The sequence below is a fragment of the Agromyces sp. GL_144 genome (assembly GCF_057834305.1).
Genome location: NZ_CM174399.1, coordinates 1,199,971 through 1,225,621, shown reverse-complemented (window position 1 = coordinate 1,225,621; position 25,651 = coordinate 1,199,971). Strand labels below are relative to the sequence as shown.

General features: G+C 68.9%; 22 protein-coding genes. 4 read left to right on the top strand and 18 right to left on the bottom strand.

The window, feature by feature from the left end; translation table 11 throughout:
* Window positions 1-35 precede the first annotated feature (35 nt).
* The 4 genes from galU to AC3IPY_RS05460 all read right to left on the bottom strand — a co-directional run bounded on the left by galU (window position 36) and on the right by AC3IPY_RS05460 (window position 4,599).
* Window positions 36-929, bottom strand: a complete 894-nt coding sequence (galU, locus tag AC3IPY_RS05475) for a UTP--glucose-1-phosphate uridylyltransferase GalU (RefSeq protein WP_489187221.1) — start codon at window positions 927-929, stop codon at window positions 36-38.
* Between the two features lie 141 nt (window positions 930-1,070).
* Window positions 1,071-2,219 carry a heparan-alpha-glucosaminide N-acetyltransferase domain-containing protein gene (locus AC3IPY_RS05470; protein ID WP_489187220.1) on the bottom strand — a complete coding sequence of 383 codons (1,149 nt, stop codon included), beginning with the start codon at window positions 2,217-2,219 and terminating at the stop codon, window positions 1,071-1,073.
* 40 nt (window positions 2,220-2,259) lie between these two features.
* The gene (locus tag AC3IPY_RS05465) at window positions 2,260-2,778 is read right to left on the bottom strand and encodes a hypothetical protein (RefSeq protein ID WP_489187219.1); all 519 of its coding nucleotides are present in this window, start codon (window positions 2,776-2,778) and stop codon (window positions 2,260-2,262) included.
* A 93-nt stretch (window positions 2,779-2,871) separates the two neighbouring features.
* Window positions 2,872-4,599 (bottom strand): DUF4012 domain-containing protein, encoded by a 1,728-nt coding sequence (locus tag AC3IPY_RS05460; protein ID WP_489187218.1) that lies wholly within the window; start codon window positions 4,597-4,599, stop codon window positions 2,872-2,874.
* Between AC3IPY_RS05460 and AC3IPY_RS05455 the strand changes: the two genes are divergently transcribed.
* A complete protein-coding gene (locus AC3IPY_RS05455; protein WP_489187217.1) occupies window positions 4,559-5,044 on the top strand; it encodes a hypothetical protein in 486 nt (161 codons plus the stop codon). The genes AC3IPY_RS05460 and AC3IPY_RS05455 overlap by 41 nt on opposite strands.
* Window positions 5,045-5,205: 161 nt before the next feature.
* The gene (locus tag AC3IPY_RS05450) at window positions 5,206-6,270 is read left to right on the top strand and encodes a polysaccharide pyruvyl transferase family protein (RefSeq protein ID WP_489187216.1); all 1,065 of its coding nucleotides are present in this window, start codon (window positions 5,206-5,208) and stop codon (window positions 6,268-6,270) included.
* On the opposite strand, the gene AC3IPY_RS05445 is transcribed toward AC3IPY_RS05450, so the two are convergent.
* Genes AC3IPY_RS05445 through AC3IPY_RS05405 form a run of 9 tightly spaced genes read right to left on the bottom strand, consistent with a single transcriptional unit; the run spans window position 6,255 to window position 17,392 of the window.
* Window positions 6,255-7,724, bottom strand: a complete 1,470-nt coding sequence (locus tag AC3IPY_RS05445) for a lipopolysaccharide biosynthesis protein (RefSeq protein WP_489187215.1) — start codon at window positions 7,722-7,724, stop codon at window positions 6,255-6,257. The two genes, AC3IPY_RS05450 and AC3IPY_RS05445, sit on opposite strands and share 16 nt — an antisense overlap.
* On the bottom strand, window positions 7,721-9,802 hold the full coding sequence (locus AC3IPY_RS05440; protein WP_489187214.1) for a glycosyltransferase: 2,082 nt from the start codon (window positions 9,800-9,802) through the stop codon (window positions 7,721-7,723). Before AC3IPY_RS05440 ends, AC3IPY_RS05445 begins: the two co-directional genes overlap by 4 nt.
* Entirely contained in the window at window positions 9,799-11,115 is a 1,317-nt protein-coding gene (locus AC3IPY_RS05435) for a hypothetical protein (protein ID WP_489187213.1), read from the bottom strand. The genes AC3IPY_RS05440 and AC3IPY_RS05435 overlap by 4 nt, the downstream gene beginning before the upstream one ends.
* A gap of 5 nt (window positions 11,116-11,120) precedes the next feature.
* Window positions 11,121-11,936, bottom strand: coding sequence for a glycosyltransferase (locus AC3IPY_RS05430; protein WP_489187212.1), 816 nt, complete (start codon window positions 11,934-11,936; stop codon window positions 11,121-11,123).
* Entirely contained in the window at window positions 11,929-12,846 is a 918-nt protein-coding gene (locus AC3IPY_RS05425; RefSeq protein ID WP_489187210.1) for a glycosyltransferase family 2 protein, read from the bottom strand. Before AC3IPY_RS05425 ends, AC3IPY_RS05430 begins: the two co-directional genes overlap by 8 nt.
* The gene (locus AC3IPY_RS05420) at window positions 12,843-14,315 is read right to left on the bottom strand and encodes a sugar transferase (protein ID WP_489187208.1); all 1,473 of its coding nucleotides are present in this window, start codon (window positions 14,313-14,315) and stop codon (window positions 12,843-12,845) included. The genes AC3IPY_RS05425 and AC3IPY_RS05420 overlap by 4 nt, the downstream gene beginning before the upstream one ends.
* Window positions 14,309-15,241 (bottom strand): beta propeller repeat protein, encoded by a 933-nt coding sequence (locus AC3IPY_RS05415; protein ID WP_489187207.1) that lies wholly within the window; start codon window positions 15,239-15,241, stop codon window positions 14,309-14,311. Before AC3IPY_RS05415 ends, AC3IPY_RS05420 begins: the two co-directional genes overlap by 7 nt.
* Window positions 15,231-15,863: an arsenate reductase/protein-tyrosine-phosphatase family protein gene (locus AC3IPY_RS05410; protein WP_489187206.1), complete on the bottom strand. Its 633-nt coding sequence runs from the start codon at window positions 15,861-15,863 to the stop codon at window positions 15,231-15,233. The genes AC3IPY_RS05415 and AC3IPY_RS05410 overlap by 11 nt, the downstream gene beginning before the upstream one ends.
* A complete protein-coding gene (locus AC3IPY_RS05405; protein WP_489187204.1) occupies window positions 15,860-17,392 on the bottom strand; it encodes a tyrosine-protein kinase domain-containing protein in 1,533 nt (510 codons plus the stop codon). Before AC3IPY_RS05405 ends, AC3IPY_RS05410 begins: the two co-directional genes overlap by 4 nt.
* A 124-nt stretch (window positions 17,393-17,516) precedes the next feature.
* Between AC3IPY_RS05405 and AC3IPY_RS05400 the strand changes: the two genes are divergently transcribed.
* On the top strand, window positions 17,517-18,245 hold the full coding sequence (locus AC3IPY_RS05400) for a CPBP family intramembrane glutamic endopeptidase (protein WP_489187202.1): 729 nt from the start codon (window positions 17,517-17,519) through the stop codon (window positions 18,243-18,245).
* 68 nt (window positions 18,246-18,313) lie between these two features.
* Window positions 18,314-19,816: an MFS transporter gene (locus AC3IPY_RS05395; RefSeq protein ID WP_489187201.1), complete on the top strand. Its 1,503-nt coding sequence runs from the start codon at window positions 18,314-18,316 to the stop codon at window positions 19,814-19,816.
* A gap of 54 nt (window positions 19,817-19,870) precedes the next feature.
* Here AC3IPY_RS05395 and AC3IPY_RS05390 read toward each other — a convergent pair whose 3' ends face one another.
* The 5 genes from AC3IPY_RS05390 to AC3IPY_RS05370 all read right to left on the bottom strand — a co-directional run bounded on the left by AC3IPY_RS05390 (window position 19,871) and on the right by AC3IPY_RS05370 (window position 25,633).
* Window positions 19,871-20,485 carry a thymidine kinase gene (locus tag AC3IPY_RS05390; protein ID WP_489187200.1) on the bottom strand — a complete coding sequence of 205 codons (615 nt, stop codon included), beginning with the start codon at window positions 20,483-20,485 and terminating at the stop codon, window positions 19,871-19,873.
* Window positions 20,486-20,590: 105 nt separating this feature from the next.
* Window positions 20,591-21,754 carry a hypothetical protein gene (locus AC3IPY_RS05385; RefSeq protein ID WP_489187199.1) on the bottom strand — a complete coding sequence of 388 codons (1,164 nt, stop codon included), beginning with the start codon at window positions 21,752-21,754 and terminating at the stop codon, window positions 20,591-20,593.
* Window positions 21,751-23,094: a sensor histidine kinase gene (locus tag AC3IPY_RS05380; RefSeq protein ID WP_489187197.1), complete on the bottom strand. Its 1,344-nt coding sequence runs from the start codon at window positions 23,092-23,094 to the stop codon at window positions 21,751-21,753. Before AC3IPY_RS05380 ends, AC3IPY_RS05385 begins: the two co-directional genes overlap by 4 nt.
* Window positions 23,095-23,274: 180 nt before the next feature.
* Entirely contained in the window at window positions 23,275-24,867 is a 1,593-nt protein-coding gene (locus AC3IPY_RS05375) for an Rv2578c family radical SAM protein (RefSeq protein ID WP_489187195.1), read from the bottom strand.
* 355 nt (window positions 24,868-25,222) lie between these two features.
* Entirely contained in the window at window positions 25,223-25,633 is a 411-nt protein-coding gene (locus AC3IPY_RS05370) for an arsenate reductase ArsC (RefSeq protein WP_489188248.1), read from the bottom strand.
* Window positions 25,634-25,651: the final 18 nt, after the last annotated feature.

Sequence of the window (25,651 nt, the reverse complement as noted above, 5' to 3'; positions counted from 1 at the left end):
ACCCCGAGCGGATGCCGCGGGCACGACGCGCTCGGTCACGGCAGCTTCTCGGCGAGGTCCTTGAGCCAGGCCGCGAGGTCGGGCCCGAGGTCGTCGCGGTCGAGGGCGAGCAGCATGACCGACTTGATGTAGTCGAGCCGGTCGCCGGTGTCGTAGCGGCGCCCGCGGAACACGACCCCGTAGACGCCGCCCGCGATCTGCTCGTCGGCGGCGAGCACCTCGAGCGCGTCGGTCAGCTGGATCTCGTCGCCCTTGCCCGGCGGCGTCTCTTCGAGCACGTCGAAGATCTCGGGGCGCAGCACGTAGCGGCCGATGATCGCGAGGTTCGAGGGCGCGTCTTCGGCCGCGGGCTTCTCGACGAGGCCCGTGACGCGCACCACGTCGGGGTCATCGGTCGGCTCGACCGCGGCGGCGCCGTACATGTGGATCTGGTCGGGCTCGACCTCCATGAGCGCGATCACGGTCGCCGCACGGGCGGTGCTCTCGTCGATCATCTTCGTGAGCAGCACGTCGCGCTCGTCGATGAGGTCGTCGCCGAGCAGCACGGCGAACGTCTCGTCGCCCACGTGCTTGCGCGCCCGGAGCACCGCGTGCCCGAGCCCCCTCGGGTCGCCCTGCCGCACGAAGTGGATGTCGGCGAGGCTGCTGGAGTGCATGACCCGTTCGAGCTTGGACGCGTCGCCCTTGGCCTCGAGCGTGTGCTCGAGCTCGGTGACCCGGTCGAAGTGGTTCGCGAGCGCGTTCTTGTTGCGGCCGATGATGACGAGGATGTCGTCGATACCCGCGGCGACGGCCTCCTCGACGACGTACTGGATGGCCGGCTTGTCGACGACCGGCAGCATCTCCTTCGGCATGGCCTTGGTGGCCGGCAGGAACCTGGTGCCGAGACCCGCGGCAGGAATGACGGCCTTCATCGATGTTCTCCCCATTCGCCGACCGTATCCACCGCGTGTGAAGCGGGGATGACGAACGTGGGACGATCTCGTGCCCCGAGCGCCCCGAGTGCGCCGAGTGCCCCGAGTGCCCGGGCGCCCCGAGTGCCCCCGGCGAGCGGATGCCTCGTGCCGGCGTCATGCCGGCGGCTCGGACCCGCGCGGGGTGTCCTGCCGGGCCCGCCCACTCGCCCACCGCAGCGCCCACTCGAGCGGTCCGCGGCCGATGAAGCGGCGCCAGAGCCAGGCGAAGACCATGGATCCGACGACGAGGCCGACGAGCAGCGGCCACGAGTCATCCGTCACGATGCCGGTGTCGGGCTCGGTCTGCTTGGCGAGCGCGATGACCACGAGGTGCAGCGTGTAGATGGTGAGGGGCATGCCGCCCATCGCGGCGATCGGCGAGGTCAGCGCCACGCTGACGCGGCGCACGGCGGGCGCCGTGAACGCGGTGAGCGCGAGCAGCACGGCCACGACCGCGGCGGCGACCCCCGTGTTGCCGAAGGTCTCGAGCGAGGCGCGCAGGGGCACCGACCACGCGGCATCCGCCACCAGGAACGGCGAGGGCAGCGTCGACGCCAGCGGCAGCGCGATGCAGGCCGCGGCGGCACCGGCGAGTCCCGTGACGGCGACGGTGGGCCGGGAGCCGAGGTCGAGGCGCGCGATCGCGAGGCCGATGAGCATCACCGGCACCCAGATGATGACCGGGTAGGCGCCGCTCACGACCCAGTCCGCGAGAAACACCATCGGGGTCTGCCGCACGTCGTCGACGAACGGGGTGGCGGCGGCCATCGCGGCGAGCGCCGGCGTGACGGCGAGCAACCCGATGCCGAGCCCGAGCGCAACGCGCGGCGGCACGAACAAGAGCGGCAGCATGAGCAGGAACGCCACCCCGTACACGTCGAGGATGATGAACACGAGCGGATGCAGCGTGGCCGCGATGAGCACGCCGAGGGCGATGAGGATCACGGCGCGAATGGCGATCTGCCGCCGAAGGATGCCGCGTGCCCGGGGTTCGGCGGTCGGCCGGGTGCCGCCCGAGATGAGGCCGAGGCCGATGCCGGCCGTCAGGGCGAAGAGCAGCCGGGGGCGTTCGTCGGCGACGGCGATGAGCGCCGCGACGCCCGCATCGTCGACCGCCGGGGCGACATGCGCGACGAACATGCCGATGAGCGCGAGCCCCCGCGCGATGTCGACGCCGACGACGCGCGAGCCCGGCGCCGCGCCCCGTGGCCGGGCACGCCGGATGCCCGGATCGGCCGATCCGGGCATCCGTGGTGCGGTCACCGCGCGCAGAGGGGCTTCGCGGCCCGACGCCGTGGGGTGATCAGGACTGGTTGCGTGCGCGTCGCACCGTGGTCAGCACCACGATGAGGGCGGCACCGAGCAGCAGCGCTCCGCCGCCGATCCAGAGCCACAGCACCGGCATGTCGTAGCCGGTCGCGGCGATGCCTCCCGCCGAGTCGGCGGGCACCGCGGGTGTCGCAGCCACCACGGTGAGCGTGCCGGTCGCGACGGACTCGCCCGCGGTCGCCGAGATCGTGTACGTGCCGACCGTGTTCGAGGACATGTCGTACGACACCGTGCCCGAAGCATCGGTGGGCTTCGAGGCCGTGGAGGCCTTGAGCACGGCCAGCGTCACGAGGTCGTCGGCGGTGGCCGTCGACGGCGTGCTCGCGGTGAGGCCGCTGAACACCATGGTGCCGACCTCGCCGACGGTGAGCGTGATGTTCGTGCCCTGCCCGACGTAGCCGGCCGTCGGCTCCTCGGCGGCGTTGGCCGCTGCCGGAACGGCGATGATCGCAGCCGCGGCGACCACGACGGTCGCCAGAATCTTTCGGATCATGATTGCGTTACCCCTCGTAGTGCTTCATGACACCGAGGGACGCATTTCGGAAACCCCCCGGAGATGCCACCCTTCCGAAAAGGTGACACCGTCTCACCATAGGGCAGATTCACAGGAAAGCGCGACCCCTAATGTTTCGGGCGTGTAAACGAGCGGCGTCGACTCGATGGCCGTAAGCTTTTCGCCCGCTTCGCCGCCGAGGAAGCCGAACCGGTACTCGGCGCTCTCCCCCGGCGCGAGCCGCGAGGTGACCTTGCTCACCTCGTAGCCGGCGTCGGTGGCCGGCCGGTACTTCGTCGGATCGCCGTTCAACGCGACCCCGAGGTTGTACGTGCCGCGGGCGCTGTAGACGTGCACGGTCGTGCTGATCGAGCCGGGCGGGGTGCCGTAGACGCCGCCACCGGTGACGTACTCGGGCAGGCTGGTCGCGGCATCCGCCGGCGCCGTGTTCGTGAGCTTCACGACGATCTCGTAGTTCGGCAGGCCGTCGTTGCGGCACACCGCGGTGGCCGCGCCGACCTGCACGTCGAGGTACGGGTCCATCTTCGAACCGGTCTGGTCGTTGAGGTACACGCCGAAGTTCTGCGTCGCCTGGTCGCTCTCGGGCAGTCCGCCGGCGAGCGTGGTGTCGGCGAGGATCGCCTGCTCCTGCGCATCCGCGTTCCAGACGAGGATGCGCCGCTCGGCGCCCGCCTGCGTGAGCGCCTCGATGAGCGTCTGCGAGTCGAGTCCGCCGGTGGTGAGGGCGCGGAACGCGGCGGCCGCGGCATCCGCGAAGATCGCGTCCTGCTGCGACACCGGGTAGTTCGCGTACACGTCGCTCAGCAGGAACTGCACGGCGTTCTCGCTCGTGAGCTGCTCGCCGGTGGCGAGCGTGATCGGCCCGGTGGCGCGCAGCAGGTAGCTCAGCATCACGGGGTCGACGGCCACGACCGACTGCACCTCGGTGCCGAACTGGAGCCGCCACATCTCGCGCGCGATGGTCGCGCTGAGCGAGAACTGCGGCGTGAAGTTCACGTCCTGGATGTACCGGGCGGTGTTCTCGCTCCAGAGCGCCAGGGTGTCGGCGGGCAGGTCGATGACCGGCTCGGCGAACGGCGGGAAGTCGCGCGTGCCGGCCTGCTGCGTCATCGACACGGCACCGCCGTCGGCGTGCACGATCGCGAGGGAGCCCGGAATGCCGCCGCTCGAGCGCAGCTCGGCGTTGTTCTGGAACAGCAGCAGCGTGTCGCGCGGCCCGTCGGCGCCGAGCATCGACGGCAGCAGGCGCACGGCGCGGTCGAGGCCGCCGACCGTTGCCCCGCCGTCGGCGACGAGGGTCGTGAGCTCGTCGCGCGCGTCGGCCAGCGGACCGATGACCGCGGCGCCCTGCACGGTTGCGAGGGCCGCGTCGGCGCTGTCGAACGCGACGCGCGCCCCGTGCACCGGCATCTGCAGGTCGATCATCGGCTGCAGGTCGATGCGGCCGTCGACGGGCGCGAACGACGCCAGGTCGATGGCCCCCGCGCTCGTCGCGAGCGGCACGACGGCGTCGCGCGCGATGCGATCGACGGATGCCGCGACCACGCGCATGACCTCGAGGTTGGGTCCGACGCCCGGCAGAACCTCGGCCCCGCGCCAGATCGGGTCGCCCGTCAACGAGGCAGCGGATGCCGCGTGCCCGGCCAGTTCGTCGGCGGTCTTCTGCGCCGCCTTCGCGTCGCCCGCGACGACCTGCTGCTGCGCGGTCTTCGCGAGCGGCACGGCGGCCTGCAACTCGCCCACGGCGAGGAACCCGCGGATGCCCACCCACGCCACGCAGAACACGAGCAGCGCGAGCACGCCGACGATCGACCAGGTGATGATGCGCTTTCGGCGCTTGGCCCGCCGCGCCTTGCTCGAGCGATGGTGGTGGTGCGAGCGGCCGGAGCCTGAACTGGAACTCGAACGGGATCCTGAGCTGGAGCCGTGCGACCGGCCTGAGCTCGAACCTGAACTCGCGCCGGAGCCGTGCGACCGGCTGCTCGAGCTGGAACCCGAGCTGGAGCTGGAGCTGTGCGATCGGCTCGACCCGCTCGAACTCGACCCGTGCGAACGGCTCGACTCATGGCGCCGGCCGGATGCCCCATCCCCATGGTCCGGACCCGACGACTCCGAACCCCCGGAAGACGGCGTCACGATCAGTAGCGTAGCCCGATCGCCCAGCGAAATCGGGAGCACCGGACATGTCTCGATGGCGACGCTCCGCGCGTGCACCGGCAGGGACGACTTCCAACCCCTACCGTGAGACGCGTGCGGACACGGCTACGGAACACGGCTCTTCTACTCGAGCGATCGGTCGAGGCGGTCATCACCACCGCGGTGCGCGCCGGGTCGAATCGAGTAGAGACGGGGAACCGCCACGTCCTGGTCACGGGTCCGGGCGGCGGAAGTGTCGGCGACGAGGCGATGTATCAGGCCTTCGTCCGCAACGTCGAGGAACCGGTCACCGTCGTCGCACGCCGACGCTCGGACCTTCTCCATGTGATCGACGACCGGGACGTCGAGTACCTCTACCTGCCGAACCTGCTCTACGGATCTCCAGCTCGGCGCCTCCCGCAGTTGCTGAGCTTCCTGAAGCTGGCCCGAACCGCCGCGAGCGTGTCGTTCATCGGCGCCGACACGATGGACGGCGTCTACAGCAATCCTTCTTCGGTGCGGCGCTTCCGGACGGCTCGGCAGGTAGCGCGATCCGGCGTCCGCACACGGATCCTCGGATTCAGTTGGAACAGTCACCCGACACCGCAGGCGTTGGGCGAAATGCGTCGTTCGGCACGGTTCGTCGACTATCTAATGCGGGACCAGGGCTCCCGAGACCGCATCATCGCCGACGGAGCGATCCGCGTCCATGACGTCGCCGACCTCGCGTTCCTCACGAGGCCTCGGCCCGGAGACTCCGCACTCGAGCGCTGGATACGCGAGCAACGACAAGCCGGGCGTCGCATCATCCTGGTGAATGCGAACCCCTTCCTCGAGCGCTGGTATCCGGACCAGCTCGCAGCGTACCGGCGGCTTGTGAAGCAGGGCCTTGGGTCCGGTCTCTCGTTCGCCTTCATCCCCCACGACACGAGCGGCACCTCGAACGATCTGACGTTCGAACGCGAGATCGCGGAGTCCATCGAACCCTCGCCGCACCTCTTCCAGCAGGAGGACCTCATCCCCCCGCCTGATCTCGTCCGCGCGACGCGGCTCGCCGATGCGGCCGTGAGCGGCCGGATGCACTTCATGATCCTCTGCGCGGTCGCTCGTACGCCGGCGATCACATTGTCTTACCAAGACAAGGTGTCCGGCCTGTACGAGCTCCTCGGGCTCACGTACTGGATGACTCCCGGAGCACCGTTAGCCGATGCGCTGCATGCTCGGCTCGTGGCGCTGCTCTCGGATGCTGCGGCACGGACGACTCTCGAAGCGAACGTACCCCGAGCGATCGCCCTGGCTGGGCGAAACCTGCCGGCGGCTCAACTCGACACGTAGCGCCGCAGGTGCCGGCCGCTGTGCACTACGCTCAGGGCATCGCGGCGCAGTCTGGGCCAGCAGAGCAACCCGATCGCGAACACCATGAGATACCCGGCCGCACCGATTGCGATCGTCCCCCAATCATCCAGCTCGGGAGTGACCCAGAGCGTCAGGCAGAACGCCGCGACCGCCGGAACACCGTAGCCGACGAACGCAACGACCCCGTTTGAGAACAGGGCTCCCGCGGGCGCAGCAGCGAGTCGTCCGTACATGAAAACGCCGACGGGCCACATGACGAGGTTCACGATCGCGAAGCCGGCCGCCACACCCACGATCCCGAAACTCGACCCGATGATCACCGCCACGATGAGGAGAGGGGTGGTGATCAGGGCAACGTAGAGCGACACGCGGGTGAGCCCCTTCGATAACCCCACCCAGAACGTTGCGTAGCCGGCGATCCTTGCGGTCGCTGCGACAGTGAGAATCTGGAACACCGGCGCGCTCTGCATCCAGGAGGAGCCGAGTAACACGGTGATGAGCGGCACCGCGACGGCCGCCCCAAGGAAGAAGAGCGGCATCAGCGCATGCAGCAAGATGGACTGGCCCAAGAGCAGGAACGCCCGATACCGCTCCTGCTCGCCCTGCAGCCTCGACAAGACGGGAACCGCGACCTTCGAGGCAGGCGCCTGCACTTGGTTGAGCGGTGCAGTCACGAGTTGGAAGGCACGGTCATAGATACCGAGCTGCTGCGCGCCGAATCGCACGCCAATGACCACCGAGTCCGCGTTGCGTCCGACGTAGGTGACCAGTTGGGCACCAAGGAGGTTCAGACCGTACCCGAGGAGGGGCCGGAGCCCGCTAGTTCGCCTCGGGAATCCAGGCGCCCAGCCGCCGAGCACGATCACCGACACCGCGCCCACGAAGGCGATCACGACCTGTTGGACGACGAGGGCCCAGTATGCCCAACCGACGAGCGCGGCTACCATGGCCGCACCGAGACCCACGGCCGGAGCAACGGAGTCCACCACCGCGAGCACCGTGAATCTCAACGACCGCGCTAGGCCGGCACGATGCTGCGTGGCGAACCCGTTGAGCAGGAAAACGACCGCCAACGCTTGTGTGACGGCGGTCAGGCGAGCATCCCCGTAGAGGGCTGAGAGCAGCGGCGCCGCGACCACGGTGAGTACGGCGAGTACAACGCCGAGCCCCGTGTTGATCCAGAAGAGTGCGTCCCGTTGTCGTCGACTCAAATGAGGAGTCTGAATCGCGGCGTTCGAGAGACCGAAGTCGCGAACTAACTCGCCGATCCCGATGACGGCAGCTACCATGACCACGATTCCGAAGTCCTCGGGACGGAGCATCCTGGCCAGGATGATGATCCCGAGGAGTTGGACGAGAAGCCGGATGATCTGGCCCGCGAGCGTAACGACGGCTCCTCGGGCGGCGACCGTGGCGAGCGGCTGTGAACTCATTCGAACCGCACTTTCAGCGCTTCGGCATACGCAGCCCGGTGACGCAGCCCGACGACCGACCAGTCCCGATCTGAAAGGTCCGGCGGTGGTCGTTCCGCGGACCGCAGCGCGAGGAGCGTGGTGCGAAGAGTCTGGGCGTTGACCGTGCCGTCGAAGAGATGTACCCACCCGTCACCGATCTCGTCGGCGAGCGACTCGTTCGCCGGCGTCCTGGGGGCAAGAACGGGAGTGCCGAGCGAGAGTGCCACCAGGATCGCCCCAGAGTTGTGCATCTCGGTGTACGGCAGAACCACGAGTTCAGCCGCGCGCACTTGCTCGGCGAGCTCGGCGTCTGGCACGAACTCGAGCCTCAATCGAATGCCGTCAGCTCCTTCGCAGGCACTGCGAAGATCTTCGCCGTACTCGACCGAGTACGGCCGTCCGACGATCCGAAGGCTCGTCGTCGGATCATCCAAGCTGCGAAACGCGGCGATGAGCGATTCCACGCCCTTGTAAGGCCGGAGGAGGCCGAACTGAAGGATCCGACCTGGAACCGGTCGCCGCTCCGACGCCCCGTAGACCGAGCGGTAGTGACCATGCGGGATATCCATCGTACGGACTCCGTCGGCGAGTACGGTGGTCGGATTGAGTCGAATCCACAGGGCGGTACGACGGTCGATCGCATCGAGCATCCTCTGCTCGCGGGCGGATCCGCGCTCATGCGGGACCGTGTTGTGCACCGTGCGCACGATAGGCGTCCTGCGCAGCGCGAGTCGCAACAGGAGCAGACGCAGCGCGATCGTCTTGGCGAGGGTGCCGGTGCGCGTGCTGTGGCGAGCGAGGTACTCCGGCCAGTGCACATGCAGTACGTCGTAGCGCCCGAGAAGCGCATGCGACCAGGAGAAGGTCAGCACGCGCACATCAGGCGTCGCACTCCCGATCATATGGTCAACGTATCGGGTCGTCCCGTCGGGCGCGGGCAGCGTGTGCAGGACCCGAATCGTTCTCACCTCGGCATGATCCGTCAACTCTTTCCCGACATCGCGAATCTCGGAACGCGCAGAGACGATGACGCTGCGCGTGGCCACCTCGAGCTCGGCCAGCCGATCGTCGTCAAGACCATCGAGCAGGCCGCTCGGGTCCATCCAGTTCGGGGCCACCCAGCCTGCCTCGACCTGATCGAAGTGTCGTGCGATTTTGTCGCTCGTGGATTCGCACCACCCAATCGGCACTGCCCCTTCGGTTGCTCCCATCACCAGTGCGTGCAACCGGTCCGAAAGAATGATCCGAGCCTCGCGATACACCGCTCGTACCGACTGCTCCTGGTCCCAATGGTCATCGGTGATCCACGAGTGCAGCCGCGAATCGAGCCGGGCTGCGAGCGCTTGGCCAGGCGCCTGATCGCGTGCGACCTGCACGACAACCACAATCTCCAAGCCGAGTCGAGCGGCGACGGAACGTACAGCCCCGATCCAGCGATCCGTTGGCGGCGGCCGGTCTCCACGGAGTGCGATGGCCAGGCTGTGCCGATGAGGTGCCGGCGGAGTTCCGTTCTCGGCACTGCGTGAGCGATCGTCGCCCGACGCGAAAGCCCAATCTGGCATCGTGCCGCCACGTCCCATGAGCTGTGCCGATCTCGCATCCCGCCAGCGCAACGGATCGCTCCATCTTGCGATCAGCGAGAACGGCCAGGTGAAGCCCGGCAACGTGCGCCGGACCCCGGCTCCGAGCCAAACGATCCGTCCTCCACGAGCACGATGCAGGAGGATGGCGGGCAGCAGCGTCACGGCCCCAGCGAAGTACCGGCGGGTCGGCACGAATTCACCCGCGTTGAATGCGAACACGGCGTCGCCCTTCGCCGCGGAACGGGCGAAGCTCGCACTCCACCTGAACCACCCGGTCGCGACCTCACCCGGTTCGAGCCGCAGCCCGGCCACATAACCGGCCGCCGGATTCCCCGCCCACACCATGAGTCGACCCATGCGACGCAGACGATCAGCGTAAATGCGACGCAACATCGAGTCACCCACATTGTCGCTCTGCCCGCTCAGCCAGACATGGACGACGGGTCGACGGTCCGAGGAACTCGCGGCGTTCATCGTGCCCTGCGTGGGACGGGAACGGCTGATTGTCGAACATTAGCGCGGGCACGGACGTCGTCGGCAGCTCTCGGACCTCCTGCGCTCGCCGCGACGGAGATGATGCCGGTCCACGCCACGCAGAAGTACAGCTCGGTCTGGCTGCTATAGAACAGTGTGGCCGCGAAAAAGCCTACGAGGAACCACATCATGACCCATTCACGGTTGCGGTAGAGGCGGATGAGCGCCCAACCGACCAGGACGAGATACGAGATCGACACCCAAATCGGGAACTCGAGCATGATCGACCCCAGGCTCGAGTGCATCGGCGCCGTTCCCTCCATCAACTTCTCATAGCCTGGCGGATCGATGCTCGAGAACTCGCTCACATCGATGCGGCTTCGGTACAGCACCCCGGCGAAGCCGCCGGGTGTGACGCCCAGTAAGAAATTGCCCAGGCTCTCGACCTTCAACTCGACGGCGTACTGGAGCAGCAAGAGATGCGCGGTCGTCGATGCGTTCGTGTAGTCGCCCGAATCGAAAACGCGTTCAAAAGAGCGGAAGAATCCGGCGGCCCTCGCGGCAAGGATGAGCGGTGTCAGGATCGTTCCGGCGAGTGTGAGATGTGCGATGTAGACGTCGAGTGGGGTGCGTGCCTCGGCGCGCACCTTCCGGTACTCAACGAGGAACGCAAGCACGTACACCGGAGCGAAAACGAACGGGAGGCGCGAGATCGTCAGAAACGCAAGTATGAAGAAGGCCAACGAGACGAGGAGCCGACCTCGGCCTGGGAGAAATCGTAAAGCCGCGAACGCGAGGAAGCTGGCGTAAACGGAGGCATGCGACTTGTCGTCGAAACCGAGTCGCCGGCGGTCGGTGCCGACCGAGAAGTCCAGGCCCAACTGCACCAGGAGGTACACGAGGGCAAGCGGAATAGCCCATTTGAACCCACGAGCGACCGCAGGAGTCGCGCCGTGCTCGTGACACGCTCGGTAAACACCGACGAGCCAGATCGCCGCAGAAAGGTAGTAGCCAGTGAACTCGGGCGCTATCGCGTAGCGATACGCCTCCGAAACATGTACTGCGGCCAGAAGAACTCCGGCAAGGCCGAGAAGTATGAAGAGCACGTCTTTCGATCGCAGGAGCCTGGGCACCGAAACGAACAGCACTACGAGGGCGAAGATCTGCGCAACGTTCGACAGCGCAAAGCGTCCGTCGATCTTATAGCTGAGCAATGCGCCGAGGACGGCCACCACCACCGAGATCGAGATGCCCGCGGCGGCTCGCGTTGACAACGCCGTTGAACCTTCCGCCTCCGTCTCGCGAACCGCCATGGTGCTCATGATGCCCTCGCATCCGAAGCGGGTGCGTTGCGCCGTCCGCTGGAGGCAGAGCCACGTGACGCGATGCCCGGTCGCAGGTACGCGCGCACGATGAGCCTGGCCAACGCGGCGGGGTGTCGTACGAAGAGTCTCGCGTGCCGACGCAGGATCCGGCGAAGGCTTGCCGATCGTAACGTCGTGCTGCCCTCGGAGATGCTGTCCTCGAGCCGATACAGCGTTGCGGCAACCGTCGGCTCGTGAATGAACCTGATCCCGCCTTGTTCGAGCAAGGTCAGGCAGAGATCCCAATCCTGAAACCGATGAAGTTCGCCATCGAACGATCGATCGCGCAACTGCACGGACGGGATCATGAGGGTCTGCGTCGAAGCGATGCTCCGATACAGCAACTCCTGCTCGGGACGCCTGATAGGCGCTGCCGGAACGACCCTCTCCGATCCGTCTCGAAGACGCACGCGATGCGATACGAACGCGATCACGTGGGATCTCCCGGCGACATGCGGCAACAATCGCTCAACGAAGTCCGACTCCCACAAGTCATCACTGTCTTGGAACGCGATGTAATCGCTTCGTGCTGCGTCGATTCCCCGGTTGCGCGCCGCCGCCGCCCCAGCGTGGGGCGCGACCAGAATCCGAATTCTCGGGTCGGTGCGAGCACGCTCGATCAGATACTCGACCGTGCCGTCTGTCGAACCATCGTCAACGACGATGAGTTCGGCGACCGGCACCGTCTGACCGAGCACGCTGTCGATGGCTCGCGGAAGGACGTGGAGTCGGTTGTATGTGGGCAATACCACACTGACGGTGTCAGCCATGCGAGACCTCGCGAAGCCGACCTTTTGCTCGGTTCAATGTGTTCAGCAGCGTCGAGACGCCAAATCTGACCCAGATCGCCGCCACGACGAAGACATCGAAGATCGTGCTCCTGGAACGCAAGTGGCGGAGATAGAACAGCGCCATGCTTCGATGGAACTGGTAGTTGAGGGGCATCCGCCGAGGGCCATCGGAGCTTCCACCCTTCAAGTGGTGCGCGATCACGCGTCCGTCATAGACGACCCGCCACCCTGCCTTTCGGAAGCGCACACACCAGTCGAGGTCTTCGGCATACATCCAGTAGCGCTCATCGAGAAGGCCAACTTCGGCGAGGGCAGCGCTTCGCACCAGCATGAAAGCGCCATTAACTGCATCCACATCCGCCACCGCGTCGATAGCCACGTCGGGCCGCACGTAGTCCGAACCGGTACGCCCGACCGAGCGGAGCACGAAGTACTTCGCCGCCATTGCAACGGAGGGGATGCTTCTCTTGGCCGCATGGTCGAGCGTTCCGTCTGCCGTCAACAGTCGGCATCCGATCATGCCAATATCGGGTTCGCGCTCCAGAACGTCGACCAGATGATCGATCGTCCCGGGTTCTACCCGGGTATCGGGGTTGAGCAGCAGCGCGTATGTGGATACGGATGTCCGAAGGGCAGCGTTGTTCGCGACGGCGAATCCATCATTTCCCGCACGCCGGGTTAGGTGAACATTTGGATACTCGCGCTCGACGACATCCGGAGTGTCATCAGGCGAGTCATTGTCGACGACGAGCACACGGGTCTTGATCTGTGGCATGGCGGACACGAGCGAGTCGAGGCAGTCCCTGACAAGGTCGCTCCTTCCATATGTGACGATCACGATGTCGAGGTCCAGTGCCTGTTGGTTCGTGACGGCATCCCCCTTGCTCATAGGGCGCTCCCACCGGGGTTGACGACAGCCCGAAAGGTGCGTACCAGAATGGTTACATCTCCAGTTACGGACCAGTTCTCCACGTAATAGAGGTCGAGCCGCACACTCTGCTCCCACGACAAGGTTGATCGCCCGCTCACCTGCCAGAGGCCGGTCATGCCCGGCTGTACGAAGAGCCGGCGACCGGCCGCACCCTCGTAGAGCGCAACCTCGGCCCGGCGCTGCGGCCTCGGGCCGACGAGGCTCATCGTGCCGTGCAGCACGTTGAACAGCTGAGGCAACTCGTCGAGCGAGTACTTGCGCAGCACGCGTCCGATGCGCGTGACGCGCGGGTCATTCTGCACCTTGAACAGCGGTGCCGTATCGGTTCCGTTCGCGGCGAGCAGACCGGCGAGCTGCGCGTCGGCGCCGTCGCTCATGGAACGGAACTTCAGCATCGTAAAGGGGCTTCCCTTCAGCCCGACGCGCTCCTGCCGGTAGAACACCGGCCCGGGCGACGAGAGCTTCACCATCACGGCGAGCACCACGAAGAGCGGCGAGAGCAGTACGACCAGCGCGAACGCGACGATGAGGTCGAACACGCGCTTGGCGACGAGCTTGCGGCCCTCGAACTTCGGCGTCTCCACGTGCATGAGCGGCAGGCCGGCCACCGGCCGGGTGTGGATGCGGGGGCCGCCGATGTCGATGAGGCTCGGGGCGACCACGAGGTGCTCGGCGCCCGGAATGAGGCCCCAGCTGAGTTCGCGTACGCGCTCGGGCCCGAGCTCGTCGGAGCTCGTGATGATCACCGTGTCGGCGCCGAAATCGCGCATGACGGCGAGCGCGTGCTGCATGCCGTACTCCACCGGAATGTTCGTGCCCGGCAGGTACGGCTCACCGTGGCCGGGCAGGCAGGCGCCGGCCACGCGGTATCCGGCCTGGGGCATGCGCTCGAGCTCGCGGGCGATCACGGTGACGGATGCCTCGGAGCCGACGAGCAGCACCCGCGACGAGTACTCGCCCCGCTGGCGCATGACGCCGAGCCACTGCCGCCACATCCACCGCGAGAACATGAGCACGAGCACGCCGAGCGGGAACGAGATGAGGATGTACCCGCGCCCGATGTCGATCTTGAAGAGGAACGCCACGATCGCGACGAGCCCGAACAGGCGCACCGTGGCGTCGGCGACGGCGCGATACTCCTGCGATCCGAGGCCGAGCACGCGCGGCGACCGGGTGTCGTAGAGCTCGAGCGCGAGCATCCAGGCCGCGACGATGATGATCGACACGATGGTGTAGCTGATCTCGATGTCGCCGCGAGACCCGCCGTATCCGGGAGTGTTGTAGTCGATGCCGACCCACGCGATCTGCGTGCCGAACACGACCCACAGCAGCACGAGCAGGTCGGTGATGCGCACGCGCGACGCGAGCTTGGCCGCCCACGCCGTCGTGGTCAGCGTCGCCGCCGCATAGAACCGGCGCATCACCATGTGGCGCCCCCGTCCGCCGAACGCGCGAGCACTCCCCCGGTCCACGCCCACACGGTGCCGTCGGAGGCCACGTCGATGACCGTCGTGCCCGCCGCGACGTCGGCCTCGAGGCATCCGCCGGTCGAGGCATCCGCTACAAGCAAAGCAACGCGGATGCCGCGACAGCCGTCACCCGCGACCGCGACCAGATAGCCCTCGGGCGCCGACGCGATCGCCACGGCGCCCGCCGGTGCCTGCGCGTCGACCCAGGTGACGCCCGAGTCGCTCGTCGTGAGCACCGCGCCCGAGTCGCAGAGCACGGCCGCCGCGTCGATCGACGTCGCCGCGACCTGCGCGGGCGATCCGTCGCAGGGCGTGGATGCCGCGCCTGGCCCGACGACCTGCTCGCCGTCGAGGTACCAGGTGGGCTCGAGCTGGTCGGTCGCCTCCCAGTCGGCGCCCTGCACGAAGCTGCGGTAGCGCGCGACGCCGCACGAACCGGGGTCGCGGGCGACCATCGTGACGATGTCGGCCTCGCCCGGCTCGATCGACTGCAGGTCGCTGAGCCCCTCGAGGTTGGCCGGCGACCAGGTCGCGCCGCCGTCGGTCGTGACCTCGAGCGTCGCGGCGGCATCGGGGCAGCTGCCGACCGTGCCGCGGTAGGCGAGGTTCAGGTTCAGCGCGGCCAGCACCACCGTCGGCCGTGCCACCGATGCACCGGCGCCGCCCGACGCGGGCGCGGCGGTCGGGTCGGGCGTCGACGGCGGCGTCGACGTCACCGGCGGAAGGGTCGGCAGCACCTCGCCCTGCGGCGAACCCGTGTCGGAGCGCACCGAGGCGACCGCCCACCAGACGAGCGCCGCATCGACGAGCACGAACACGACGATCGCCGCCACCGCCCAGGGGGCCGTGACATGGCGCGCGTGCGGGTTCTCGTTACGAGCCACGGCGGCCATCCGAAACCGATGGAGCAGCGAGCGCGGACACGAGTTGATCGATGGCTTGGTCGATGAGTCGGCCGGCCTCGTCGTAGACCGCGTCGGGAGCGCGGTACGGATCGAGGATGTCGTCGTCGGTCGGGTCGGACGGCGGTGGGGCGAAGCCACGGGATCTGGCTGCGGCATCCGTCGCCCGCTGCAGGCGGGAGGTGGAGCCGGATTCGGGTTCGGGAGCGCTCGGGTCGAACGCGCCCTCGTCGGCGAGGCTGCCCTCGTCGGCGAGGAAGGCGAGCAGGCGCGCGAACTCGCGCAGCGTGTAGGCGCGACGGGCCGCGCGCGGCACGAGCTCGGCGACCTCGGCGCGGTGGGCCCGCGTCGCCGTGAGCACGAGGTCGGCGCCCTGCACGAGCTGCTCGGTCAACTGCCGGGCGACGTGGCCGGCCGGGTCGGCGCCGTATCGCGCCGACTGCGCCGCGGCCTCGGGGGTCATCGGCTGCCCGGTGAGGGCGTGCGTGCCGGCGCTCGACACCTGCACGTCGTCGATGCCGGCCGCGGCCAGGCGCTCGACGAGCATCTGCTCGGCCATGGGCGACCTGCAGATGTTGCCGGTGCAGACGACGAGCACGTTCACGCGCCGCCCACCGGTTCGGTGCTCGGTGCGGGCGAGGGGTCCGGGTTCGGCTGCCCGGCCGACTGCCCGTGCTGCGCGGTCTGCCCGGCCTGCCCGGTCTGTCGCGGCTGCCTCGACTGCTGCGCCTCGGGCGTCGGGGTGTACCCGTAGCCGTATCCGTAGCCATAGCCGTACTTGCCGTAGCCGTATGCGTCGGGGCCGCGGGTCGGCAGCATCGTAAGCACGATGCCCGAGACCTTCGCGTCCACGTTCTCGAGCACCGAGAACGCACCCCTGACCTGGCCCTTGTGCACGCGCCCGACGGCGACCACGAGGATCGCCCCACCGGCGGCACGCGACAGCACCGCGGCATCCGTCACCGGAAGCAGCGGCGGGGCATCGAAGAGCACGACGTCGAAGGCCCGGTTGAGCTCCGCGATCGTGTCGGCCATGGCCGTGGAACCGAGCAGCTCGCTCGGGTTCGGGGGCACCCGGCCGGCCGGCAGCACGTAGAGCTGACCGCGGCCCCATGGCTGGATCACGTCCTGCAGCTCGGCGCGCCCGATGAGCAGGTCGGTGAGGCCCACGGCACCCTCGATGCCGAGATACGAGGCGACCTTCGGGCGTCGCAGGTCGGCGTCGACGAGCAGCACCCGCGCACCGGCATCCGCCAGCGCGATGGCCAGGTTCGCGGCCGTCGTGGACTTGCCCTCGGACTCGATCGACGAGGTCACCACGAACGAGCGCTCGGGCCGGGCCGCGTCGAGGAACTGCAGGTTCGTGCGCAGCGCGCGGAACGACTCGGCCCGCGGCGAATGCGGATCGGCGTGCACGATGAGCGGGCGGTCCTTCGCCTTCGGATCGAACACGATGCCGCCGATGACCGGGGTGTCTGTGACGAGCTCGATGTCGCGCTCGTTGCGGATGCGGGTGTCGAGCGTCTCGCGCAGCACCGCCGCGCCGATGCCGAGCGCGAGGCCGATGAGCCCGCCGAGCGCGATGTTCAGCGGCACGTTCGGGCTCACGGGCTTCTGCGGCACCGCGGCGTGCTGCACGAGCGTCAAGCGCACCGGGGATGCCTCGACCGGATTGCCGTCGGCATCGGTCGCGCCGGTCGTCTCGATCGAGGCCACGACCGCGGTCAGGCTCTCGGACACGCCGGTGGCGACCTGGGCCGCGAGCGCCGGATCCTCGTCGGTCACCGTGATCTCGATGATCGACGTGTCGACGAGCGAGTTGGCCGTGACCTCGGCCGCGAGCTGGTCGCTCGTCATGTCGAGCTGCAGCTCGGCGATCGTCGGCAGCAGCACGATGGGCGTCGTCGCCAGGTCGGCGTAGGTCTTCACGCGGTTCTGCGTATAGGCGTTGCCCTGCGCCATCTCGCCGATCGTGCCGCCGTTCGAGGTCGACACGAACACCTTCGCCGACGAGCTGTAGAGCGGCGTCTGGGCGATCGAGTAGACGGCGCCGGCGGCGACGCCGAGGAGCGTGAGCAACACGATCAACACCCAGCTCTGCCGCAGGATGCGGATGTAATCGCGTAGCTCCACGTTGTTCAGTCCCCGTCCCCACAGCGTGCTGAATCGCGACACGGTTACGCTAGGCCCCGTGGCACCCTCTCAACATGCCCCGCGCAATGGGGGCCTGTCAACAACCGACACTCCCCCATTCGGAGTGTTCGACGCCGCCGGGCAGCGCTGGGGAGCGACGGATGCCGCGATCGGCATCCTCCTCGCGACCCTCGCCTCGCTCGGCTGGTCGTGGCTGACGCGCACCGTCGTCATCGACGAATGGGTGCAGGTGCTCGGCGCCTACCTCGCCGTCTGGGTGCCGCTCGTGCTCGTGCTCTGCATCGCGGATGCCTCGCGCGGGCGCCACTCGCGCGGGCGGGACTTCGGGCTGGGGTTCACCTGGCTCGACCTGCTCTGGGGTGCCGGCATCGGCCTGCTCGCGCGCGGCGTCGTCACCCTCATCGAGCTCGCGGCCACCGGTCGCAGCTCGCTCTCGGGCGCGGTGCTCGTGCTGCCCGAGGGGTTCGCGTTCTGGTTCGGCGTGATCCTCGCGCCCATCGTGCTCGGCCCCTTCATCGAGGAGGTCTTCTACCGCGGGCTCGTGCTGCGGGCCGTCGCGCGGGCGAAGGCGCGGGGCGGCCGGGCCGACGGGAGCGGCCGGTTCGCGGCATCCGTCGCCGTCATCGTGAGCGCGCTCGTGTTCGCACTCGCCCACCTCGCCGTCGGAGGCGCCATGTCGGCGGCCGCCGCGTGGACGACCTTCACCGGCGCACTCGTGCTCGGGCTCGCGACCGGGGCCCTGGCCGTCACGACCGGGCGCCTCGGCGGCGCGATCGTCGCGCACCTGGTGTTCAACGGCACGCTCATCGCTGCTGTCGTCAGCCTCGGCTGAAGGTCTACAGTTCTCGGCATGGAGCCGCGTTCGCGCGGCGCGGTGCGGTGCCCGACGAAGGGGAACTCATGACCGGAAACGACGCGGAGGCTCCGGCGGCCTCGATCGCCGCCAAGGCGGCGGGCGCCACGCTGCTCGTCACCTGCATCTCGACGCTCGTGGTCAACGCGAACACCTCGGCCGTCTCGATCCTGCTGCCGGCGATCTCCGAGGACACCGGCACGCCCATCGAGACCCTGCAATGGGCCGTGACCGGGTACTCGCTCGTGGGCGCCGCGACCATCGTCACCTCGGGCGCCCTCGCCGATGTGTTCGGCCGCCGCCGCATCTTCCTGCTCGGCCTCGCGCTCTTCGTGCTCTCCTGCGCGATGATCGCCCTCGCGCCCGACGGCGCCCTCGTCATCGCCGGGCGCTGCATCCAGGGCGCCGCGGGCGCCGCGATCCTCGCGAGCGGCATGAGCCTCATCGCCGCCGCGAACACCGGCAAGGCGCAACTTCGAGCCGTGACCCTCTGGGGTGCGGCCTCCGCGATCGGCGCCGCCGCCGGCCCGCTCATCGGCGGCGTGCTCGCCTCCACCACCGGATGGCAGGGCCTCTTCTGGATCGACGCCGTGATCGCCGCGATCTGCATCCCCATCGCGATGGCCCGGGTGCTCGAATCGCGCGACCCCAAGCGCTCGCGCTCCATCGACATCGGCGGCACCGTGCTGATCGCCGCGATCCTCGCACCGCTCATCTTCGGACTCACCAACGGTTCCGCCTGGGGCTGGGCCTCCTGGCAGACGATCGGATGCTTCGCCGTCTCGGTCGCCGCGATCTTCGCGTTCGTCGCGGTCGAACGCCGGGTCAAGGCGCCCCTGCTGGATCTCGCGCTGCTGCGCAACAAGATCCTCGTGGGCTCGACGCTCGCGATCCTGCTCGGCTCCGGCACGATCAACGGCATCATGTTCGTCGTCAGCCTCTACTTCCAGGACCCGTCGACGCTCGCGCTCTCGCCCATGGAGACCGGCCTCGCGACCCTGCCCGTGGCCGCGACCGCCGTCGTGCTCGCGCCCGTGATCGCGCCCGTCGTCTCGAAGATCGGTGCCCGCGGCACCATCGCCCTCGGCTTCGTGATCATGACCGTGTCGTTCGCCGGACTCGCCTTCGTCGACGCCTCATGGGTCTACGGGCTGTTCGTGCTGCCGCTCATCGGCGTCGCCGCCGGCATGAGCCTGCAGAACGGACCCGCCTCGTCGATCTCGACCGCCTGCGTCGACGCGAACGAGGTCGGCGCGGCGTCTGGCATCTCGAACATGGCGCGCTACGTCGGAGCCGCCGTGATGACCGCGGTCGTGGCATCCGTCTACACCTCGGTGGGCACGCGGCAGACCGACGCCGGCGCCGCGGCCTCCGACGCCGTCGCCTCGGCGCTCGCCTGGTCGTCGGTCGCCATGGGCATCTGGTGCGCCCTCGGCATCGCGCTGGCGCTGCTCGTCGGCCGGCAGCGCATCCCCAAGCCGACCTCGATCGACCTGGCCGCCGCGGCCGCGAACACGGCGCAGGTGGTCACGCCGACGCCGCGGGTCTGACGCCGGGTCGCGGCATCCGCTCGGATGGCGGGCTGGGCGGCCGGGTGTCTGGCGTCAGTGGCGGCCGTTGAGCACGCCGCCCGACTCCTCGAGGTAGCAGACGCCGCAGAGCGACTCGTAGGTGACGGCCTCGCCGTCGATCGCGACCTGGTCGCCGTCGAACACGAATCGGCCGTCGATGGTTCGGCCGTTGAAGATCGCCTTGCGGCCGCAACGGCAGATCGTCTTGAGCTCCTCGAGGCTGTGCGCGATCTCGAGCAGGCGCCGGCTGCCCGGGAACGCGACCGTCTGGAAGTCGGTGCGGATGCCGTACGCGAGCACCGGAACGCCCTCGATGAGCGCGATGCGCAGCAGGTCGTCGGCCTGTTCGGACGTGAGGAACTGCGCCTCGTCGATGAGCAGGCAACTCACGTCGCGGCCCGTCTCGGCGGCCACGATCGAGCGGTGCTGCTCGAACAGGTCGCGCACGTTCGCGTCGGGGGCGATCACGAAGTCGACCTCGCGCACCACGCCGAGCCGCGACACGATGTCGCGGTCGCCCTTGGTGTCGACCGCGGGCTTGGCGAGCAGCACGCTGTGCCCGCGCTCTTCGTAGTTGAACGCGGCCTGCAGCAGGGCCGTGGACTTGCCCGAGTTCATCGCTCCGTAGCGGAAGTACAGCTTCGCCATCAGGCGACCCCGGCCTCGAGGCTCGGGCTAGGGCCGGGGCGGGTGCTGGTGCTCGGGCCGGCGCCGGGACTCAGCAGCGGTCGGGCCTGTCGGGGCTGTCGGGGCTCAACTGATCTCATGACGCAACTCCACCCTGACATTCTCCTCCGTGATCTCGGACTGGGCGACCAGGCCGACCGCACGGGCGACCGAGGCGAACCGCTCGAGTTCGCGTCGCTGCGGCGGTTCGCTGCCGAAGGGGCCGAGCACCTCGAACACCACGACGCGACCGTGGATCGCCCCGCGCTCATTCGGAACCACGCTCACCTCGACGCGCAGCGCGCTCGCGCGGCCCTCGCCCGCGAGCCACGACATGAGCGCGGTCAGCGCGGCACGCTGGCCCTCGTGCAGGTTCGACGCGGCCGACGCCGGATCGACGACGACGACCTCGATGCCGCGACGCCGCTCGAGCTCGGCCGCGAGGTCGCCGAGCCAGGTCGAGGCGATCTCGTTCGTCAGCGCCGTGCGCAGCGACTCCGCCAGGTGCCGCGCCCGGTCGGCATCGGCGACCGACACCCGCTCGACCCGCAGCATGCCCGCGAGGAACGGCAGCACCTCGTGGCGCAGCACGGCGACCCGGCCGTGATCGTACGATCTCGCGAGGCCCGCCCGCAGTTCGGCGTCGCGGGCCAGCACGACCTGGTTCGCCTTGCGTTGCCACTCGAGCGTGACCTGCACGATCGCCCACGAGTACCCGGCGGCCGCCGACGTGGCGACGAGCGTCGGCGCGACGAACACGAAGATCATCGACCCCAGCGGGATGCCGCCCCACGTGGGGTTCACCGCTCCGGCGATGAGCACCGAGAGCACGGCCGACGAGAGCACCCCCGCCGCGAGCAGCGAGAGCCAGTTGCAGAACGGCGCGAACGTGATCACGAGGATGCCGATCACGAGCGGCCCGAAGTCGTCGTAGAGGTACCGGTCGTGTCCGATCGTGCTGAGGTACTCGGCGACCGCCGCCCCCACGCCCACCACGACGACGACCCAGAGGCGCTCGGGCGTGACGGGTGCCCGCTCGGGCCTGGTCGCGAACGTCGCGAGCGTTCCCGCGAACGCGACGAGCACGATCGCGGCGACTGCGGCCATCTCGGACTGCACCTCCGACCAGTGCGCGACCGTCAGCGCGATGGCGATCGCCGTCGCCACGGCGCCGCCGAGCGGCGCGATGGCCGCCGACGTGACGCCCGCGATCGGGTCGATGTCCTGCTGGGTCAGTCGCCTGGTGCTCACGATCCGCCCTCCGGAACCGTCAGTACGACCGTGGTGCCCACGCCGATGGCCGACCACACGCGCGCCGACCCGCCGTGCCGCTCGACCCGCTGCTGCACCCCGATGCGGATGCCTCGCCGGTCGGCCGGAACCAGCTCGGGATCGAAGCCGACCCCCGCGTCCATGACCGCGACCGTCACCTCGCCGCCGCCGTGCCCCAGGAGCAGTTCGGCCTCCCGCACCGCGGCATGTCGCACGACGTTGCGCAGGCACTCCGCGACGGCGTCGTCGAGGTCGGCCGCACGCTCGGGGCCGAGCACGCCGAGCACGGCGAGGTCTCCCGTCATCTGCACGTCGAGGCCCTCTTCGGCCGCCGCCGTGAACGCATGGTCGAGGGTCGGGAGGGCGTCGGGGTGGGCTGGCACGTCGGCATCGCGTGCTCGGCTCGCGCCGCCTCGGTTGCGTTCGTCGCCGGTGGCGTCGCCCGTGCCCGTTGCGTTGCCGGTGGCGGTGCCGGTTGCGCTGCGGTCGCCGGTTGCGGTGCGGTCGCCGGTTGCGGTGCGGTCTGCGTCGCCGGTCGGCGCGGTCGCGCCCGAGCCGTGTGCGTCGATCCAGTCGCGGCCGATGACGAGCTCGAGATCCTGGCGGATGTCGGCGCGCCGGCGTTCGTCGATCGGACCCGAGCCCGCCGATGCGATCGCCAGCAGGTGCCCCATCGAGATGTCGTGCAGGCTCGTGATCGCCTCGAGCTCGTGGTCGCGGCGGGCGACGGCCTCGCGGGCGCTCACGTTGGCGTGCACGAGCTCGGTCTCACGGCGCAGCCCGGCTCGGCGCGTGAGGCCGTCGAAGCTGCGGATCAGGATCACGAACGCCGCCGTGCCGACGGCGGCGACGTTGACGGCGAACGGGGCGTCGGCGAACCCTGCTCCGATCCAGGTCGCGGCCTGGCCGACGCCGAGGCCGGTGAGCACCCACGCGATCGCCGTGATGGATCCGGATCCGGCGCCGCCGACGAGCACCAGCGCCACGCACGGGATCGCGACGATCGAGTTGTTCGTGGTGCCGAGCGCGTACACCGGGTCCATCGCCAGCACGGTCAGGCCGACCGTCGCGGCCCCGCCGAGCACGAGGTAGACGAGCGTGGTGAGCACCGTGCGATGCAACGACACGAGCACGAGCAGCGCGGCCATGGCGGCTGCCAGCGACGCCGCGACCCACGACGACACCATGCCGGTCAGCGCCATCGCCACCGAGGTCAGGCCGCCCATGGCGAGGTACACCCATGCGCCGACGTGGCCGGCGTGCACGATGGCGCGCCCCACGGAGTCGCGCGAGAGGTCGCCGGGCAGCCCAAGCGTCATCGGCGTCCTCCGGGTTCAGCGCCGGTGCAATCGGGAAATGCACCGGTTCACCGGATTATGTCAGCTTCAGTGCTGCGGGGCGCAAGCCGTTGACGCGAACCGAACATCTGCGCAAGCGCGGCGATGCTGCGCGATCTGGCCGCGCCGCGGCATCCGCTCGGGGTCTGACGGGCCGGCAGGTCAGAACAGGGCGGCGGGGTCTGCCGGGAACGCGGCCTGCGGTGCGTGTCGCTCGAACCTCGTCGCCGCCGACCGGACTCCCCCGGTGACCGGGTCTTCTCTGCCGCGCTCGAGCCCGTGCGCGCGCACCAGCGGCGAGACTCGGGCGGCGAGCCACTTGCGGTACTCCTTGGGTGCGTAGCTGTTCTGGCCGTAGTACATCGAGCGGTACTGCTGCTCGAGTTCTGGGTGCTCGCGAGCCAGCCACTGCATGAACCACGTCTTGACTCCTGGCCGCAGATGCAGGGCCGAGTACACGACGCTCGTGGCGCCGGCCGCCTTGATCTGCCGCAGCGCCTCATCGAGGTGCGCCCGCGTGTCGGTGAGGTAGGGAAGGATCGGCATGAGGAACACGCTGCAGTCGAGCCCCGCCTCGCGCACGGCCGTGACCGTCGCCAGCCGCGCCTTCGTCGTGGGGGTGCCCGGTTCGATGGCCTGCTGCAGTTCGTCGTCGTACACGGCGATCGACATCGCGAGGTCGACGGGCACGAGCCCCGCGGCATCCGCGATCTGTGCAAGGTCGCGTCGCAGCAGCGTGCCCTTCGTGAGGATGCTGAACGGCGTGCCGCTCGACGCGAACGCGTCGATGATGCCCGGCATGAGCTTGTATCGCCCCTCGGCCCGCTGGTACGGATCGGTGTTCGTGCCGAGCGCGACGGGCTCGTGCCGCCACGACCGCTTCGCCAGTTCACCCGTGAGCACCTCGGCCACGTTCACCTTGACGATGATCTGCCGATCGAAGTCGTCGCCCGCGTCGAGGTCGAGGTAGGTGTGCGTCGGCCGGGCGAAGCAATTGTGGCTCACCACACCGTTTGCGATGAAGTCACCGGTGGTCGTGGTGATGTCCATCAACTCGCGCTCGCCGCCGAGCGGCTCGATCGAGACCACGCGAAGGTCGGCGCTGCTCTTGATCGCGGCCCCCGCGATCGCGAGCTTGCCCAACGTCGTGTCTGCGGCGGCAAGCCGAGTCGTGCTCGCCGACTCAGCCGAGATCTGGCTTCGGATGCCGGAGCGACCGAAGCCCATGAGCGAATTGCCGGTCGTCAGATATGGCCGCTGGCCTGGGCCGCTCATGGCGCCGGTGACGTGCTTCCAGCCGCGCTCGGTCAGGAACCGATGATCGCCGCTCGCGACCATCTGCGTGCCGTCGCCAAGCGTGATGCGGTAGGCGGGCTTGTACGTCGACCACTTCGCGAGCACCTTCGCCGGCGTGTAGCGGCGATAACGGCCTTCGACACGGGTCCCCAGAATCTCGTCGCCGACCTCGACCGCCCAGAGCGGCTTCTCGCGTCCATCGCTCATCGCGATCTGCGTGTCGGGGTCTATGCAATAGACGCAAGCATGGCTGCAGCCCCGGTAGGGGTTCACCGTCCAGGTGAAGGGCATCGACGAGGCGCCCGGCACGTGGTTCAGCGCCGACTTGGCGAGCACCTCGTGGAACGTGATGCCCGCGAACTCGGGCGTCTGCACCGACCGCACGAGATTGTTCAGCCGCGCGAGCCCGGGCAACGTGCCGGCCTGATCGACCCCGAGTTGCTGCCCGCTCCAACGCATACCTGCATTCGAACACATCTTCGAATCTCGGGCAAGCCGACGCGCCCATGGTCCCTGTCTCGTGCCTGCACGGCGTGACTCAGACACTGACCCCGCTGCAGCATCAGTGTCGGAGTCCGGCCGGGCTTCCGGCCGCCGAGGCCGTGCGACATCCCGGCCGTGCGTCGCCCCGGCGGTGCCGGCGTCGCCAACTCAGGACGCGCGAACGACACGCCGCACGGCATCGCGCGACACGCCGCCGACGGTCGCGATCTCCTGAATTCGCGACAGCTGTCGAGCGACGACGGATGCCACGAGCCGGCGCAGCACGACGCGAGAGGTCGGCTCGAGGCATCCGCTCGCTCGGGCGCTCGCCCTACGGCGCCTCGGGCAGCAGTTCGGCGATGAGCGCCTCGACGCGCGCGCGGATCTCGTCGCGGATCGGCCGCACCGCCTCGATGCCCTGCCCGGCGGGGTCGTCGAGCTCCCAGTCCTCGTAGCGCTTGCCGGGGAAGATCGGGCACGCGTCACCGCATCCCATCGTGATCACCACGTCGGACTCGCGCACCGCGTCGACCGTGAGGATCTTCGGCGTGTTGCCCGTGATGTCGACGCCGTGCTCGGCCATCGCCTCGACGGCGATCGGGTTGATCTCGTCCTTCGGCTCCGAGCCGGCCGAGCGCACCTCGATGCGGCCGTCGGCCAGCTCGCGCAGGTACCCGGCCGCCATCTGCGACCGCCCGGCATTGTGCACGCAGACGAACAGCACGCTCGGGGTCTCGTTCATGTCGGCGGTCTCCCTCTC

Bases quoted from the DNA above. Each gene is read 5' to 3' on its own strand.
- AC3IPY_RS05390 (WP_489187200.1), bottom strand. From the start codon at position 20,485: ATGGCGAAGCTGTACTTCCGCTACGGAGCGATGAACTCGGGCAAGTCC.
- AC3IPY_RS05445 (WP_489187215.1), bottom strand. From the start codon at position 7,724: ATGAGTTCACAGCCGCTCGCCACGGTCGCCGCCCGAGGAGCCGTCGTT.
- AC3IPY_RS05430 (WP_489187212.1), bottom strand. From the start codon at position 11,936: ATGGCTGACACCGTCAGTGTGGTATTGCCCACATACAACCGACTCCAC.
- AC3IPY_RS05370 (WP_489188248.1), bottom strand. From the start codon at position 25,633: ATGAACGAGACCCCGAGCGTGCTGTTCGTCTGCGTGCACAATGCCGGG.
- galU (WP_489187221.1), bottom strand. From the start codon at position 929: ATGGGGAGAACATCGATGAAGGCCGTCATTCCTGCCGCGGGTCTCGGC.
- AC3IPY_RS05450 (WP_489187216.1), top strand. From the start codon at position 5,206: ATGTATCAGGCCTTCGTCCGCAACGTCGAGGAACCGGTCACCGTCGTC.
- AC3IPY_RS05420 (WP_489187208.1), bottom strand. From the start codon at position 14,315: ATGGTGATGCGCCGGTTCTATGCGGCGGCGACGCTGACCACGACGGCG.
- AC3IPY_RS05435 (WP_489187213.1), bottom strand. From the start codon at position 11,115: ATGGCGGTTCGCGAGACGGAGGCGGAAGGTTCAACGGCGTTGTCAACG.
- AC3IPY_RS05375 (WP_489187195.1), bottom strand. From the start codon at position 24,867: ATGCGTTGGAGCGGGCAGCAACTCGGGGTCGATCAGGCCGGCACGTTG.
- AC3IPY_RS05465 (WP_489187219.1), bottom strand. From the start codon at position 2,778: ATGATCCGAAAGATTCTGGCGACCGTCGTGGTCGCCGCGGCTGCGATC.
- AC3IPY_RS05440 (WP_489187214.1), bottom strand. From the start codon at position 9,802: ATGAACGCCGCGAGTTCCTCGGACCGTCGACCCGTCGTCCATGTCTGG.
- AC3IPY_RS05425 (WP_489187210.1), bottom strand. From the start codon at position 12,846: ATGAGCAAGGGGGATGCCGTCACGAACCAACAGGCACTGGACCTCGAC.
- AC3IPY_RS05380 (WP_489187197.1), bottom strand. From the start codon at position 23,094: ATGACGCTTGGGCTGCCCGGCGACCTCTCGCGCGACTCCGTGGGGCGC.
- AC3IPY_RS05455 (WP_489187217.1), top strand. From the start codon at position 4,559: ATGCCCACCCACGCCACGCAGAACACGAGCAGCGCGAGCACGCCGACG.
- AC3IPY_RS05395 (WP_489187201.1), top strand. From the start codon at position 18,314: ATGACCGGAAACGACGCGGAGGCTCCGGCGGCCTCGATCGCCGCCAAG.